The organism is Anaeromyxobacter oryzisoli, from assembly GCF_022690765.1.
Lineage (GTDB): Bacteria > Myxococcota > Myxococcia > Myxococcales > Anaeromyxobacteraceae > Anaeromyxobacter > Anaeromyxobacter oryzisoli.
In genome coordinates this window covers 1-14,664 of record NZ_JALCZA010000104.1, presented here as the reverse complement: position 1 = coordinate 14,664, position 14,664 = coordinate 1, and the positions used below count along the sequence as shown (strand labels likewise).

At 77.1% G+C, this 14,664-nt stretch carries 12 protein-coding genes; 9 read left to right on the top strand and 3 right to left on the bottom strand.

The window, feature by feature from the left end:
• From MNZ27_RS21035 to MNZ27_RS21015, 5 genes are all read left to right on the top strand, one after another.
• A partial coding sequence (locus MNZ27_RS21035; protein ID WP_242396048.1) for a DUF2760 domain-containing protein occupies positions 1-501 on the top strand: 501 nt, incomplete at its 5' end.
• A gap of 201 nt (positions 502-702) precedes the next feature.
• Positions 703-2,592, top strand: coding sequence for an Hsp70 family protein (locus MNZ27_RS21030; RefSeq protein WP_242396047.1), 1,890 nt, complete (start codon positions 703-705; stop codon positions 2,590-2,592).
• 7 nt (positions 2,593-2,599) lie between these two features.
• On the top strand, positions 2,600-5,410 hold the full coding sequence (locus MNZ27_RS21025) for an Hsp70 family protein (RefSeq protein ID WP_242396046.1): 2,811 nt from the start codon (positions 2,600-2,602) through the stop codon (positions 5,408-5,410).
• Between the two features lie 61 nt (positions 5,411-5,471).
• On the top strand, positions 5,472-5,615 hold the full coding sequence (locus MNZ27_RS21020) for a hypothetical protein (protein WP_242396045.1): 144 nt from the start codon (positions 5,472-5,474) through the stop codon (positions 5,613-5,615).
• A 140-nt stretch (positions 5,616-5,755) separates the two neighbouring features.
• Entirely contained in the window at positions 5,756-6,802 is a 1,047-nt protein-coding gene (locus MNZ27_RS21015) for a YihY/virulence factor BrkB family protein (protein WP_242396044.1), read from the top strand.
• Positions 6,803-6,821: 19 nt separating this feature from the next.
• Here the strand turns inward: MNZ27_RS21015 and MNZ27_RS21010 are convergent, their stop codons facing one another.
• Complete coding sequence (locus MNZ27_RS21010) at positions 6,822-7,682, bottom strand: EAL domain-containing protein (RefSeq protein WP_242396043.1); 861 nt, start codon at positions 7,680-7,682, stop codon at positions 6,822-6,824.
• Between the two features lie 177 nt (positions 7,683-7,859).
• On the opposite strand from MNZ27_RS21010, the gene MNZ27_RS21005 reads away from it, so the two are divergent.
• The 3 genes from MNZ27_RS21005 to MNZ27_RS20995 all read left to right on the top strand — a co-directional run bounded on the left by MNZ27_RS21005 (position 7,860) and on the right by MNZ27_RS20995 (position 10,419).
• On the top strand, positions 7,860-8,408 hold the full coding sequence (locus MNZ27_RS21005; RefSeq protein WP_242396042.1) for a DUF523 domain-containing protein: 549 nt from the start codon (positions 7,860-7,862) through the stop codon (positions 8,406-8,408).
• 47 nt (positions 8,409-8,455) lie between these two features.
• Positions 8,456-8,848: a TraR/DksA family transcriptional regulator gene (locus tag MNZ27_RS21000; RefSeq protein ID WP_242396041.1), complete on the top strand. Its 393-nt coding sequence runs from the start codon at positions 8,456-8,458 to the stop codon at positions 8,846-8,848.
• Positions 8,849-9,051: 203 nt separating this feature from the next.
• Complete coding sequence (locus MNZ27_RS20995; protein WP_242396040.1) at positions 9,052-10,419, top strand: NAD-dependent succinate-semialdehyde dehydrogenase; 1,368 nt, start codon at positions 9,052-9,054, stop codon at positions 10,417-10,419.
• Positions 10,420-10,494: 75 nt separating this feature from the next.
• On the opposite strand, the gene MNZ27_RS20990 is transcribed toward MNZ27_RS20995, so the two are convergent.
• Positions 10,495-12,186 (bottom strand): acyl-CoA dehydrogenase family protein, encoded by a 1,692-nt coding sequence (locus tag MNZ27_RS20990; RefSeq protein ID WP_242396039.1) that lies wholly within the window; start codon positions 12,184-12,186, stop codon positions 10,495-10,497.
• A gap of 274 nt (positions 12,187-12,460) precedes the next feature.
• Between MNZ27_RS20990 and MNZ27_RS20985 the strand changes: the two genes are divergently transcribed.
• A complete protein-coding gene (locus MNZ27_RS20985) occupies positions 12,461-13,798 on the top strand; it encodes a zinc-ribbon domain-containing protein (RefSeq protein ID WP_242396038.1) in 1,338 nt (445 codons plus the stop codon).
• An 18-nt stretch (positions 13,799-13,816) separates the two neighbouring features.
• Here MNZ27_RS20985 and MNZ27_RS20980 read toward each other — a convergent pair.
• A partial coding sequence (locus tag MNZ27_RS20980; protein ID WP_242396037.1) for a hypothetical protein occupies positions 13,817-14,664 on the bottom strand: 848 nt, incomplete at its 5' end.

Sequence of the window (14,664 nt, the reverse complement as noted above, 5' to 3'; positions counted from 1 at the left end):
CCGCCAGCTGCGCCGGGCGCCAAGGTCGCGCCCCCGCCGGCCGCGAAGCCGGCCGCGGAGCCGCCGAAGCCCGCGGCCGCCCCCGCCGTCGCGCCGACGGTGGTCCCCGCCCGCGCGCCGACCCCCGACGCGCGCGCCGCGCTGCTGGTGCTGACGGTCCTCCAGCGAGAGGGCCGGCTCGTGGACTTCATCGAGGAGGACCTGACCGGCTTCCCGGACTCCTCGATCGGCGCCGCCGCGAGGACGGTCCACGCCGGGTGCAAGCGCGCCATCCAGGAGCTGTTCCGGCTCGAGCCGATCTACCGCGAGGTGGAGGGCGCTCAGGTCACGGTCTCCGCGGGGTTCGACCCCGCCGCGATCCGCCTCACCGGGAACGTCGTGGGGAAACCGCCGTTCAAGGGCAGCCTCCGCCACCACGGCTGGCGTGCGCGCGAGGTGAAGCTCCCCACGGTGGAGGCGAAGGATCCGAACATCCTCGCGCCGGCGGAGGTGGAGCTGTGAGGCAGGGGCGGCACGGCCCGTCGATGGCAAGGAGGGGGGACCCCGCCGCAGGCGGGGGGAGGAGCGCAGCGCCTCCGCGCGGGGACCGCGAGCGGAGCCCGCGAAGCGGGGCGCGAGCGGTCACGGGCCCCGCGCAGCAGGGGTGGGGCCCCGACGGCTTGGCCGGCGGGGCGGGGCGGCACGCCCCGTCGAGAATGGCCCATGGCCGGTGATCGCGCGCGCGCCGTCGGCATCGACCTCGGCACGACCAACTCCGCCCTCGCCTACCGCGCCCTCGGGCCGGAGCCCGGAGCGGCGGAGGTGCTGCCGATCCCGCAGCTCGTCCAGCCCGGCGAGGTGGAGCCGCGGTCGCTCCTGCCGTCGTTCCTGTACCTGCCGCACGAGGCGGAGCTGCCGCCGGGTTCCACCGGCCTCCCGTGGGATCCCGCCGCGAGCGGCGGCGTCGTCGGCGCCCTCGCCCGGACCCTCGGGGCCCAGACGCCGATCCGGCTCGTCGCCTCGGCGAAGAGCTGGCTGTCGCACGCGGGCGTGGATCGGCGCGCGCCCGTGCTGCCGGCCGGCGCGCCTCCGGAGGTGCCCCGCGTGTCGCCGCTCGAGGCGTCGGCGCGGTACCTCGCCCACCTGCGGGCCGCCTGGGATCACGCGTTCGCGCGCGAGGATCCCGACGCGGCGCTCGCGCGCCAGCAGGTGACGCTCACGGTCCCCGCGTCCTTCGACGCGGTGGCCCGCGAGCTCACCGTCGAGGCGGCGCGCGCCGCCGGGCTGCCGGCGGTGACGCTCCTCGAGGAGCCGCAGGCCGCCCTCTACGCGTGGGTCGAGGCGATGGGCGACGCGTGGCGCGACGAGGTGAAGCCCGGCGACCTCGTGCTCGTGGTGGACATCGGCGGGGGGACGACCGACCTCTCCCTGATCGCAGTGGTCGATCGCGGCGGCGACCTCGGCCTCGAGCGCGTCGCGGTGGGGGATCACATCCTCCTCGGCGGCGACAACATGGATCTCGCCCTCGCCCACGCGATCGCCGAGGCGCTCGCGCGCGAGGGCCGGCGGCTCGATCGCTGGCAGCTCACCGCGCTGACGCACGGCGCCCGCGAGGCGAAGGAGCTCCTGTTCGCGGACCGCGCCCTCGCGGAGGCGCCCATCGTGGTCCCGGGGCGGGGCGCGTCCCTGGTCGGCGGCGCGGTCCGGACCTCGCTCACCCGCGCGGTGCTCGAGGCGGTCCTGGTGGACGGCTTCTTCCCGCGGGTGGAGGTGACCGGGGCGCCGGTCGCGGCGCGGCGCGGGGCCCTCACCGCGCTCGGCCTGCCCTACGCGTCCGATCCGGCGGTGACCCGGCACCTCGCGGCGTTCCTCTCGCGCCACCGGGTCGCGCTGCGGGGCGACGCCGCGCCCGTGCCGCTCGCCGGCGAGGCCTTCCTCCACCCGACCGCGATCCTGTTCAACGGCGGGGTGACCAAGGCGGCCCCGCTCGTCGCGCGGGTGGTCGAGGTCGTCTCCGGCTGGCTCGCCGCGGAGGGGGCGGCGCCGCCCCGGGTGCTCCCGGCGGCGGATCCGGACCTCGCGGTCGCGCGCGGCGCGGCGGCGTACGGCCGGGTGCGGGCGGGGCACGGCATCCGGATCCGCGGCGGCACGGCGCGCGCGTACTACGTCGGCGTCGAGGCGTCGGTGCCGGCGGTCCCCGGGCTGCCCACGCCGGTGCGCGCCGTCTGCCTCGCGCCGATGGGGATGGAGGAGGGGACGAGCGCAGATCTCCCCGGCGAGGAGCTCGGGCTCGTGGTGGGGGAGCCGGTGGAGTTCCGGCTCTTCACCTCCTCGAGCCGGCACGACCGGGCGGGCGAGGTGGTCGAGGAGGAGGAGCCGCTCGAGGAGATGCCGCCCGTCACGGTCACGGTGCCCCCCGGCGCGCGGCCGGCCGGCGAGGTGGTGCCGGTGCGGCTCCGGTCGCACGTCACCGAGATCGGCACGCTCGAGCTCGAGTGCGTGGGGCGCGAGGGGCGCGCGTACCGGCTCGAGTGGAACCTCCGCCAGGCGCCGGGCGGCGGCGCGACGGCGGGGGCCGGCGCGGGCGACCCCGGCGCGGCGCCCCCCGCGTGAGGGCGGGATGGCCGGACCGCGCTTCCTCGTCGGGATCGACCTCGGGACGGTGAACTCCGCGCTCGCCTCGGTCGATCTCGCGGGCGAGGGCGATCTGCCCGGCGCGATCGAGGCGCTCCCGATCGTGCAGCGCGTCGCCGGCGGCGGCCTCGGCGAGCGGCGGCTGCTGCCGTCCGCCGTCTACCTGCCCGGCCCCGAGCTCCCGCCGGAGCGGCTCGTGCTCCCCTGGGGCGCGCGGCCGGCGCTGGTCGGCGAGGCGGCGCGGGAGCAGGGGACGCGGGTGCCGGGGCGGCTCGTCACCTCGGCGAAGAGCTGGCTCGCCAACGCGCGCGCCGACCGGAGGGCGCCCATCCTGCCGTGGGGGGCGCCCGAGGGCGTGGAGCGGCTCTCGCCCGTCGCCGCGTCCGCGCAGGTCCTGGGCCACCTCCGCGCCGCCTGGGATCACGCCCACCCCGACGCGCCGCTCGCGGCGCAGGAGCTCGTGCTGGCCGTCCCCGCCTCCTTCGACGCCGCGGCCCGCGAGCTGACCCTCGCCGCGGCGCGGGAGGCCGGGCTCGGGCGCGCGACGCTGCTCGAGGAGCCCGCCGCGGCGTTCCACGACTGGGCGACCGGCCACCGGGACGATCTCGAGGCGGCGCTCGCCGGGGCGCGGCTCGTCCTCGTCGTGGACGTGGGCGGCGGCACCACCGACCTCACCCTGGTCGCGGCGCGGAGCGAGGGCGGCCGGCCGGCGTTCGACCGGCTCGCGGTCGGCGATCACCTCCTGCTGGGCGGCGACAACGTGGACCTCGCCCTCGCCCGCGCCGTGGAGGCGCGTCTGGGCGAGCGGCTCGACCCGGCCCGCTTCGCGGCGCTCGTCCTCGCCTGCCGCGGCGCGAAGGAGGCGCTCCTCGCCGAGGACGCGCCGGAGCGGTGCCCGGTGGCGGTGGTCGGGCGGGGCAGCCGGCTGCTCGAGGGCGCGGTGTCGGCGGAGCTCGGGCGCGACGAGGTCCGGTCGGTCGTCCTCGAGGGCTTCTTCCCCAGGGTGACCGCGTCGGACCGGCCGCGGCGGGCGCCCCGGACCGCCGGGCTCGCGGAGCTCGGGCTCCCCTACGAGCCGGACCCGGCCGTCACGCGCCACGTGGTCGCGTTCCTCGCGGCGCACGGCGCCGAGGCGGGCGCCCGCGCGGGCGACCTCGCCCGGCCCGACGCGATCCTCGTGAACGGCGGGGTCTTCACCCCGCGCGTCGTGCGGGACCGGCTGGTGGAGGCGGTCTCGGCGCTGTCCCCGGACGCGCCCCCGGTGCGGCTCCTCGCGAGCCCCGCGCTCGAGCTCGCCGTGGCGCGCGGCGCGGTGGCGTCAGCGCTGGTGCGGCACGGGATCGGGCTGCGCATCGGCGGCGGCAGCCCGCGCGCGTTCTACGTCGGCATCTCCACCCCGGAGGGCGAGCGCGCCCTCTGCGTGGTGCCGCGTCACCTGGAGGAGGGGAGCCGGGTGGAGGTGGCGCGGCCGTTCGCGCTCGCGCTGAACCGCCCGGTGCGGTTCCCGCTCTTCGCCTCCTCGCAGGCGCGGCTCGAGCGGCCCGGCGACGTGGTGCCGATCTCCGAGGATCTCGTCGCGCTGCCGCCGGTCGAGGCGGTGCTGCGCGGCGCGGGCCCGGCCGGCGGCGGGGCCGCCGAGGTCGGCGTGCGGCTCGAGGCCGTGCTGACCGAGATCGGCACGCTCGAGCTGTGGTGCGCAGCCGAGGCGCGGGACGCCCGCTGGAAGCTCGAGTTCTCGCTGCGGCCGCACCACGCGCGCGGCGCGCGCGGAGAACGCGGAGAGCGCGGCGAGCGCAGGGAGGGCGAGGGGCGGGCGGAGGTCGGGCCGGCGCCGCGGCGGCTCGACGACGCGCGGGCGCAGGTGGAGCTCTTCTACGGGAAGAAGGCGGCGGTCGATCCGCGCGAGGTGAAGGGGCTGAACCGCGCCCTCGAGCGGATCCTCGGCCCGCGCGACGGGTGGAGCACGCCGGTGGTGCGCGATCTCTGGGGGGCGCTGCACGCCGGCCGGAGCCGCCGCCGGCGGAGCGCCGATCACGAGCGGGTCTGGCTGCAGCTCACCGGCTTCGCGCTGCGCCCCGGCTTCGGCGCGCCGCTCGACGCGTGGCGGGTGGGGGAGACCTGGACGATCTTCGGCGAGGGGCTGCAGTACCAGGCCGATCCGCGCGCGTGGGCGGCGTGGTGGGTGCTCTGGCGGCGGATCGCGGGGGGGCTCGAGCCGGCGTGGCAGGCCCGGCTCTTCGAGACGGTGGCGCCGTTCGTGCGCCCGCGCGAGGCGCGCAAGGCGCCGCCGAAGGTGCCGGGCGCGAAGCCGGAGGCGATCGACGAGATGGTCCGGCTCCTCGGGAGCCTCGAGCGGCTCGAGGTCGCGCGGAAGGCCGAGGCGGGGGAGTGGCTCCTCGCGCGGCTGGAGGCGGAGGGGCCGGCGCCGCACCTGCTCTGGGCGGTGGGCCGGCTCGGCGCCCGGGTCCCGTTCTACGGGAGCGCCCACCTGGCGCTGCCGGCGCGCGCCGCGGAGGAGTGGATCGCGCGGCTCCTCGCCCTCGGGGCGTCGCCCGCGGCGCTCGCCTTTCCGCTGGCGCAGCTCGCCCGCCGGAGCGGCGACCGGGCGCGCGACGTCGGGGACGCCGTGCGCGCGCAGGTGCTCTCGGTCCTCGCGGCGGCGCGGGCGCCGGAGGAGACCGTGCGCGCGGTCCGGGAGGTGGCGGTGGCGAGCGAGGCGGAGGAGTCGCGGATCTTCGGGGAGAGCCTGCCGGCCGGGCTCAGGCTGGTGGAGGACCGCGAGCCGGATCGGGCGTGACGTCGGTGACGCCCCCGGCCGAACGGCCCCCGCGGCCGCGCCGAACGGCTACACTGCCGCGGTGCTCCGGATCAGCTGGCCGCTCGCGCTCCTCCTCGCCGTGGTGATCGCGCTCGTCGCGCGCCGCCCGCGGCTGGTCCTCCCCCTGCTCGTGATCTTCGCGATCTGGTTCGTCGTGGAGCGGGTCCGGACGGATCGCCGCTGAGCGTCGCCGGCGGCGCGGTGCTTGTCCACCGCCGCCCCGCCCGTCACCTTTCCCTCGCACGCGCCGGATCGCCCTCTCGGCCGGAGCTCTCCGCGGCGTGGCGGGCGGGGGGACGGAGGCGCGGCAGGCGGGGGGACGCCATGCGGTTCCCGGGCAAGGGGATGAGCTGGAAGGAGTTCGGGAAGGGGCTCTACGCGGAGATCGACGCGGACGGCGTGACCGACCTCGCCGCGGCCGTGACGTACTACGGCGTGCTCGCGCTCTTCCCGTTCCTGCTGTTCCTGGTCGCGCTGGCGAGCCTGCTCATCACGCCGGCGCAGGCGCAGCAGCTCGTGGAGCAGCTCTCGCGCGTCGCGCCCGGGGCGGTGACGCAGATCGTCGGGGAGCGCATCCAGCAGCTCGCGCGGCAGCAGCACGTCACGCTCATCGGGTTCGGCGCGCTCGGCGCGCTCTGGGCGGCGTCCGGCGCCGTCCTCGCGGTGATGCGCGCGCTCAACACCTGCTACGACGTGAGGGAGTCCCGGCCGTTCTGGAAGACGCGGGGCATCGCGGTCGGCATGACGATCGTCACGGGCGTCCTGTCGCTCGTGGCGGCCCTCCTGGGCGTGGCCGCCGAGCCCATCGCGAACGCCATCGGCGGTCCGATCGGCACCGCGATCCTGTGGGCCCGGCTCCCGATCGCGGGGCTCGCGATGATGTTCCTGTGGGCGCTGCTCTACTACGTGCTCCCCGACGTCGAGCAGGAGTTCAAGTTCATCACCCCCGGCTCCGTCGTCGGCGTGGTGATCTGGGTGCTCGCGTCCTGGGGCTTCGGCAAGTACGTCGCGAACTTCGGGAGCTACGACAAGACGTACGGCTCGATCGCCGGCGTCGTCGTCCTCTTCCTCTGGATGTGGATCTCGTCCCTCGTGCTCCTCGGCGGCGCGGAGATGAACGCGTTCATCGAGCACAGGTCGCCGGAGGGGAAGCGCGAGGGCGCGAAGTCGATGCGCGACACCGGCACGGCGCCCGCCGCGCGGCATCACGAGGGCGCGGCCGCGATGCAGGATCGCCTCGGCGGGTCGCAGCGCGAGGTCGAGGAGACGCCCGCGGTCGCGCGGCGCCCTTCGCGCGGGCCCCTCCGTGGCCTGGCCGCCGTCGCGGCCGGGTTCGCCGCGGGCGTGCTCGTCGCGCGCCGCGAGGCGTGACGGCGGGCGGCGCCCCGCGCTATCGCGCGTCGGGGCCGACGCGCACGAACCGGTCGCGGAACAGGTACCCCTGCGCGAACCCGACGCCGAGCTCCCGCGCGAGCTCCAGGTCCTCCACCGTCTCCACGCCCTCGAGCACCGCGCGGGCGCCGGTGTGCTTCGCCATCCCGACGAGCGCCTGCACGACGGCGAGCCGGCGCGCGTCGCGCGGCACGGGCACGAGCGAGCGGTCGAACTTGAGGTAGTCCGCGTGCGCCAGGGCCTCGAACGAGATGATGCCGCCCGCCGCGCCGACGTCGTCGAGCGCGAAGGGGAGGCCGGCGTCGCGGAGCCCGGAGATCATCTCGCCGGCGCGCACCGCGTCCCGGGCGTCGAGGTTCTCGATGGCCTCCACCACGACGTCCAGCCCCGCGCGCGCGAGGAGCGCCACGAACTGCTCCGCGGCGCCCGACGCGCCGAGGTAGCTGTCCGGATCGAGGTTCACGAAGAGCGTGTGGCCCGGCGCGCGCTCGAGCTGGAGCCGCTTCAGCGCGAGCTCCGTCTCGACGAACAGCGCCGGCGCGCCGTGCAGCCACGCGAACGCCCGCGCCGCCGGGATGAGCGCGCCGTCCGCGCGGTGGAAGCGCGCGAGCGCCTCGTGCGCGACCGTGCGGCCCGTCGAGACCTCCACGATGGGCTCGTACGCCACCCCGAACCGCGCCGTCTCCAGCACCTCGAGGAGGCCGTCGTCGGCGCGCAGCGGGTCGCGGTGCGACGGCCGCAGGGCGGGCGCGCGGTCGCCGGGCAGGGCGGCGAGCGGCTCGTCGCCGCCGGGGGCCACGTCCTCCGCCGCTTCGAGCGGGACGTGAGCGAGCGCTCTCTGCATCGATCTCGCGGTCATGGGCAGGTAGGGGGAGAGGCTTCGACGTGAGACATGGTGGACAACGGGCGGCCGCGTCCGATGATTCCGTACGCCGCAGCGCCCGGAGCGGCTCGCCCGATCGGGCGGGCGCCCGCCAGGACCGTGCCCGCGCCGATCCCGGCTGCGGAGGCGACCCGGCTCGCCTACGCTTCGGGGGTGACCACCCCCAGGCCCCGCGTCGGCGTCTCCGCCTGTCTCCTCGGGGCGAAGGTGCGCTACGACGGCGGTGACCGGCGCGACGCGATCGTCGTCGAGGCGCTCGGCCGGCTGTTCGAGTGGGTGCCGGTCTGCCCGGAGGTGGAGGTCGGGATGGCCGTGCCGCGCGAGCCCATCCGGCTCGTCGGGAGCCCGGGCGCGCCGCGGCTCGTCGGGGAGCGGAGCGGCCGGGATCACACGGTGGCGATGCGGGCCTACGCCGAGCGCCGCGTCGCCGCGCTCGCGGCGGAGGGGCTCGCCGGGTACGTGACCAAGGCGAGCTCGCCCTCCTGCGGCCTCGAGGGCGTGCGCGTCTGGCCGGACGCGGGCGGTCCACCGCGCCTCGAGGGCGTCGGCGCCTTCGTGGCGGAGCTGCGCGCCCGGCTCCCGCTGCTCCCGGTCGAGGAGGAGGGGCGGCTCGCGGATCCGGCGGTCCGTGCGCGCTTCGTCGAGCGGATCCTCGCGTACGACCGCCGGCGACGCGCCGCCGCTGTCGCGGGTCCGGGCTGACGGTCCCCCTGGCGCTCGGGGCGGCGTTCCGGTAATTCACGCGCGCCATGACGCCCACCGCGCGCGCGGGCCACCGGCTCGCCCTCGAGCGGCTCCGCCGCCAGCTCCTCGCCACCGACCCGGCCCGGATCGAGCCGAACCGCCGGGATCCGGCCACCACCGGCGTCGCCGACGAGGACGCCCAGGCCCTCTCCGAGATGCTGCAGGTCCTCGCGTCGCAGCGGAACCGCGGCCAGGCCGACCTCCTCGGCCGGATCGACCGGGCGCTGCGCAAGCTCGACGACACGCCCGAGGATTACGGAATGTGCGAGTCGTGCGAGGAGGAGATCCCGCAGAAGCGGCTCGCGCTCATGCCGTACGCCTCCCTCTGCGCGCAGTGCCAGGCGCGGAGCGAGCCGCGCGTCGGGGGTGGCCGGCGGAGCCTCACCGACTACCGGTGACGGACGCGGCCGGCTGGAGCGGCGCGCGGGCTCGCGGGCGACGAGGCCCATGAGGAGGGCGGACGCCGTGGCCGCGGCCTGTGGCGATCGTCCCCCGGACGGAGGCCCGAGCCGGCGCCCGCGGGGCGGGTCCGGACGTGTTATGGGACGACACCCGCCTCACATTGCCGTCGAAGCCTCCACCACGAAAGGAACGGGTCCTCATGGCCACCATGTCGTCGGTGAACCCCGCCACGGGCGACGTCCTCGCCCGGTTCGACGAGCTCTCGGACGCGGAGCTGGAGCGCAAGCTCGCCCGCGCCACCGAGACGTTCCGCACCTGGCGCCGCCGACCCTTCGCGGACCGGTCGGCCTTGATGACCCGCGCCGCCGACGTGCTCCAGGGGCGCAGGGAGCACTGGGGCCGGATCGTGACGAGCGAGATGGGGAAGACCCTCCGCTCCGCGATCGGGGAGGTGGAGAAGTGCGCCGCCGCCTGCCGCTTCTACGCGGAGAACGCGGAGCGGTTCCTCGCCGACGAGGAGCTCCGATCGAGCGCCACGCGCTCGTTCGTTCGGTACCTGCCGCTCGGCCCGGTGCTGGCGGTGATGCCCTGGAACTTCCCCTTCTGGCAGGTGTTCCGGTTCGCCGCGCCGGGCCTGATGGCCGGCAACGTCGGGCTCCTCAAGCACGCGTCGAACGTGCCGCAGTCGGCGCTCGCCATCGAGGAGATCTTCAGGGAGGCCGGGTTCCCGGAGGGCTGCTTCCAGACCCTGCTCGTCGGGTCGTCGCGGGTGCAGCGGATCGTCGAGGACGATCGCGTCAAGGCCGCGACCCTCACCGGCAGCGAGGCCGCGGGCGCCGCGGTGGCGTCCGCCTGCGGGCGCGTCATCAAGAAGACGGTGCTCGAGCTGGGCGGGAGCGATCCGTTCGTGGTGATGCCGTCCGCCGATCTCGACGCCGCGGTGAAGACCGCGGTGGCGGCGCGGACCGTCAACAACGGCCAGTCGTGCATCGCGGCGAAGCGCTTCGTCGTCCACGCGGCGGTGTACGACCGGTTCGAGCGGGCGTTCGTCGAGCGGATGCAGGCGCTCCGGGTCGGCGACCCCATGGCGCCGGACACCGACGTCGGCCCGCTCGTCTCGGTGCGGGAGCGCGACAAGCTCGTGGCGCAGGTCGAGTCGGCGGTGAAGGGTGGCGCGCGGGTGCTCTGCGGGGGGCAGCCGCTCCCGGGGAAGGGCGCGTTCTATCCGCCCACCGTGCTCGCCGGGGTGACCCCCGCCTCGCCGTCGTACCGCGAGGAGATCTTCGGGCCGGTCGCCATGCTCTTCCGGGTGGAGAACCTCGAGCAGGCGATCGCGGTCGCGAACGACGTCCCGTTCGGTCTCGGCTCGAGCATCTGGACGAACGAGCCCGCCGAGCGAGAGCGGCTCGTGAACGAGCTCGAGGCCGGCGCCACGTTCGTGAACGCGATGGTCGCCTCCGATCCGCGCCTCCCGTTCGGCGGCGTGAAGCGCTCCGGGTACGGGCGCGAGCTCGCGAAGGAGGGCATCCGCGAGTTCGTGAACGTGAAGACGGTGTCGATCGCGTAGACGCGCGCGCGCCGGCGGCGCGCCTCGCCGTCGGCCGGGCCTCCCCCGAGGCCCGGAGACCGCCCCCGCCCCTGGTCATCGGCGCCCGGCCGCCTCCGCCTCGCCGCCTCCCGCGAGGAGCGCCGCCTCCTCCAGGCCGCCGCCGGCGTCGAGCAGATCGACGCCGGCCCGCGCGAACCGCTGCGCCGCCGCCGGCGCGCGCCTGCCGCGCCCGGTGTCGAGGCACCACTGCGCGTGCTCCGCGAGGAGGGCGAGCGCGAGGGTCCGCCCGAGGGTGAGCGCGACGCGCCGGGCGTCCGCCTCCGCCTCGGCGCCGGTCCCGCGCGCCGCGAGGACCGCCGCGGCCCGCCCGAGCGCCGCCTCGCAGGCCTCCACGGCCGGCCGGAGCGCGGGCGCACGCGCGCCGCCGAGGGCCCGCCGCACCTCGGCCGCGAAGGCCTCGGGGGCGCCCTCGGCCGCGAGGGCGCGGAGGGCCTCGAGCGCGAGGACGTTCGTGGTGCCCTCCCAGATCGGCAGCACCTGCGCGTCGCGGAGCAGGCGCGGGAGCCCGGTGTCCTCGACGTACCCCGCGCCGCCGAAGGCCTCGACGACCTCGGAGACCACCGCGACCACCTGCTTGCCCGTGGTGAGCTTCGCGAGCGGGATCGCCACCCGCAGCAGCGCCAGGTCCGCGGCGGAGGCCTCGCCGGCGTCGGCGCGGCCGAGGAGCGCGGCGGCCCGGAACGCGAGGAGGAACCCGGCCTCGCGCTCCGCCTCGAGGCCCGCGAGCGTGTCGGCGTGGAGCGGCTTCTCGAGGAGCGTCGCGCCGAACGCGGTCCGCAGGCGGGCGTACGCGCGCGCCAGGGCGAGCCCGCGCGTCATGTACGACACGGCCACCACCGCGTTCCAGGTGCGCGTCACGTTGAGCACCGGGGCGATGGCGCGGACGCCATCGCGGAGCCCGGCCACCGGCTCGGCCCGGGCGCCGTCCAGGGTCAGCTCGGCGGTCGGGAGCTTCCGGGTGCCGAGCTTGTCCTTCAGCCGGTTCACGCGGATCCCGTTCGGCGTCCCGTCCTCCCGCCGCGTCTCGACGTAGAACAGGGCGAGGCCGCGCGAGCCGTCCGGGTTCCCCTCCGGCCGGGCGAGCGCGAGCGCCATCTCCGCGCTCGTCGCGGAGGTGAACCACTTCGTGCCGTGGAGCCGCCACGCGTCAGCGTCGCGCCGGGCGACGGTCTCCGTCCGCGACACGTCCGAGCCGCCGGACCGCTCGGTCATCCACTGCCCGCTCGTCCACGCCCGCGCCGGATCGCGCGCGGTGAGCCGCGGCACCGCCCGCTCGACGAGCGACGGCGGCGCGAGGTCGAGGAGCGCGCGCGCCGCCCCGTCCGACATCGCGAGGGGGCAGGAGTAGGTGTCCATCGACGGCTCGAGGAGGTGGACGAGGGCGAGCTGGTGCAGGCGCGACAGCGCCCCGAGGCGCCGCTCGTAGGCCACCGCCACGAGGCCGTGCCGCGCCGCGAGCCGGGCCGCCTCGCGCCACACCGCGGTGACGGTGATCCGGTCCACGCGACGCCCCCACGCGTCCCATTGCACGAGCGCGGGCTCCGCCTCGCGGTCCTCCTCCTGGAGCGCGAGGAGCGGTCCGGTGGCGAGGGCGCCGACCTCCTCCAGCTCGGGGGCGACGGCGGCGAAGGCGTCGGGCGGCAAGGCGCGCGCGAGGTGCTCCCGCAGCAGCGGGTCGTCGGTCCACGCGCTCCCGAGCCGCGGCGGGTCCTGGTAGAAGGCCATGGTCGCGGCCTAACGCGCGCGTCCCGTGCGCACCGTCCCGCGGCGGGTCGTCGATCCGCGTTCGGAACCGGCGCGGCGGGAGCGCGGACTTCTCGCGCGCGAACGCTTCATCGCCAGGCGGTCCGCGTCGATCACCGGGTGTGGCGTATACGCACGCCTGGACGCCGGGGAAGCGTGCCACGCACGCCTGGACGCCGGGGAAGCGTGCCGTTCCTTGGCCGCCAGACGTGGCGCCGAGCTTGCGCCCCCGCGAAAGGCAAGCGAGAATTCCAGCGTGAAATTCTCGTGCGCCCGGTGCGGAAAGAGGTACGCCACCGCGGAGCAGCCGGTCCCGGGGCGGGTCTACAAGCTCAAGTGCAAGGCCTGTGGCCACGTCATCGTGGTCAAGGGCGAGCCCGCGACGGCGCCGGGCGCGGGCGCCGCGCAATGGACGCCGCCCCGCCTGCCGGCCGACGGCCCCGCGCCCGCAGCCCCGAGCGCTCCCGTCGGACCCACCACCGAGCTGCCGCTGCGGCGCGCCCAGGCGGATCAGAGGGTGGATCCTGCGGCGGGCTCCACCGGCGCCGTCCAGGCCAGCCCCGTGGCGGCGCCGCAGGAGGTCACCTCACCGTCGGCGGATGCTCGCTACGTGGACATCTTCGCGGAGTCGCCCGAGGCGCGATCCGGCGCGCCGGCGGCCGATCCGTTCGCGCCCCGCGAGCCGCCGCCGCCCGCGCCCGTCGAGCCGGAGCCGGATCCCTTCCTCGCCGCGGCCAGGTCGTCCCTGCCCGAGACGTTCGGCAGCGCGTCGGCCGATCCCTTCGCGCCGATGCGCGCGGAGCTGGAGGCCGCCGCGACCGGCGAGGCAGCGAAGCCCACGGAGGCGTCCCCGCCGCTCCCGACGCCGAAGGTCCCCGACATCCCGCGCCCTCCCACCCAGAAGCAAGGCGGGCCGCTCCTCCTCATCGGCGGGGGAGTGCTGGTGCTGGTGGCGATCTTCGGCGTCGCGGTCGCGAGCAGGGGGGTGAAGGGGCCCCCCGCCGCGCGCGCCGCCGCGGCGCCGCCCCCGCAGATCGCCACCCCGGAGCCCGTCCCCCCGCCGCCCCCGGCACTGCCGGAGTCCGCCGCGGCCAAGCCCGTGGCCGCACCGGAGCCGGAGCCCGATCCGGAGTCGAAGGCGGAGCCGAAGCCCGAGCCGAACCCCGAGCCGAACCTCGCGAGGCCGGCGCACGTCGAGCGCCAGGTGGAGCGGCGCCCCGAGCCGCAGCCGCGGAAGGTCGCCGCGGCCGCTCCCGAGCCGCCGCGCAGGCAGTCCCAGGTCTACCTGCCGCAGGCGTCGCCAGGGCTCTCGCAGGAGCAGATCCAGCGGGTGCTGGCGTCCACGCGGAAGGCCTTCGACGGCTGCATCACCTCCGCCCGCAAGGGCTCGAGCGTCCCCCTCGACGGGCGGAAGGTGTCGCTGCACCTGAACATCCAGCCGAACGGGACCGTCACCTACCCGACGCTCGACGACGTGAGCCTGAACGCGACCTCGCTCGGCTCCTGTCTGAAGAGCGCCGCGCGGCTGATGGTGTTCCCGAAGTTCAAGGGCGATCCCATGCAGCTCGAGGTCCCGCTCACGCTGCCGCGCTGACGGTCCCCCCCTCGTGCATCACGCGGCTCCGCCGCCCTTCGCGACGAGCCGCCCGACGAGGGCGAGCAGGGCGCCGACGGCGACGGTGAGGACGATCCAGAACGTGTTCCGCCCCGGCGCCCCGGAGGTACGCGGCGCGGGCGGAGCGGGAGCGAGCGCCACCTCGCGAGCGGGGGCGGCGCGAAGGCGCGGCGCGAGGAGCGCCAGATCGTAGCGTGGCGCCTCGACGTCCTTGGCGCCGTATACGAGCGCGAGCGCCGGTCCGGGGTGGAAGAACCGGAGGCGGTACGCCGGCACGAGGAGCCGCGGCGCGGCGAGCGGGAGCGGGGCGTTGTCGCCGTCATCCACCGCCAGGAGGAGCCGGTCGCCCTCGAGCGCGGGGAGCTCGAGCGCGAGCGGCGCGGCCGGACGCGCGGGATCCGCGTGCGCCCACGTCGCGGAGGCGAGCAGCACGGGGCGACGCGGCCCGCGGTCGTGGGGAGCGGCGTAGACGCGGATCTCGCGACGGAACACGCGGGCCGAGGTCTCGAGGACGAGGCGCCCCGCCGGGAGCGCCGGCTCCGGGAGGGCGATCGCGAGCACCCGGGTCCCTGCGCGCGCGAGGGGGCCGGCGCCGATCGCCGGCGCCGCCGCGCCGAGCGCGACGGCGAGCGGCGCGTCGCGCCGGTCCACCAGGTAAGGCACCTGCCGCCCGTCCGGGCCGACCAGCCGCACGTCGGCGAGCGCGCGGCTCTGGGCCAGCACCGCGGCGTCGAGAGGCAGCGCCGCGAGCCCCGCCGGCGCGGCGCCCACCGCGCGGGAGTATCGGAACGCGCGCCGGTCGAGCGGCGCGCCGCGGGTGACCTCGGGCGCCGCGGCCGCGTCCG

Bases quoted from the DNA above. Each gene is read 5' to 3' on its own strand.
- MNZ27_RS21030 (WP_242396047.1), top strand. From the start codon at position 703: ATGGCCGGTGATCGCGCGCGCGCCGTCGGCATCGACCTCGGCACGACC.
- MNZ27_RS21025 (WP_242396046.1), top strand. From the start codon at position 2,600: ATGGCCGGACCGCGCTTCCTCGTCGGGATCGACCTCGGGACGGTGAAC.
- MNZ27_RS21015 (WP_242396044.1), top strand. From the start codon at position 5,756: ATGCGGTTCCCGGGCAAGGGGATGAGCTGGAAGGAGTTCGGGAAGGGG.
- MNZ27_RS21010 (WP_242396043.1), bottom strand. From the start codon at position 7,682: ATGACCGCGAGATCGATGCAGAGAGCGCTCGCTCACGTCCCGCTCGAA.
- MNZ27_RS21000 (WP_242396041.1), top strand. From the start codon at position 8,456: ATGACGCCCACCGCGCGCGCGGGCCACCGGCTCGCCCTCGAGCGGCTC.
- MNZ27_RS20995 (WP_242396040.1), top strand. From the start codon at position 9,052: ATGGCCACCATGTCGTCGGTGAACCCCGCCACGGGCGACGTCCTCGCC.
- MNZ27_RS20990 (WP_242396039.1), bottom strand. From the start codon at position 12,186: ATGGCCTTCTACCAGGACCCGCCGCGGCTCGGGAGCGCGTGGACCGAC.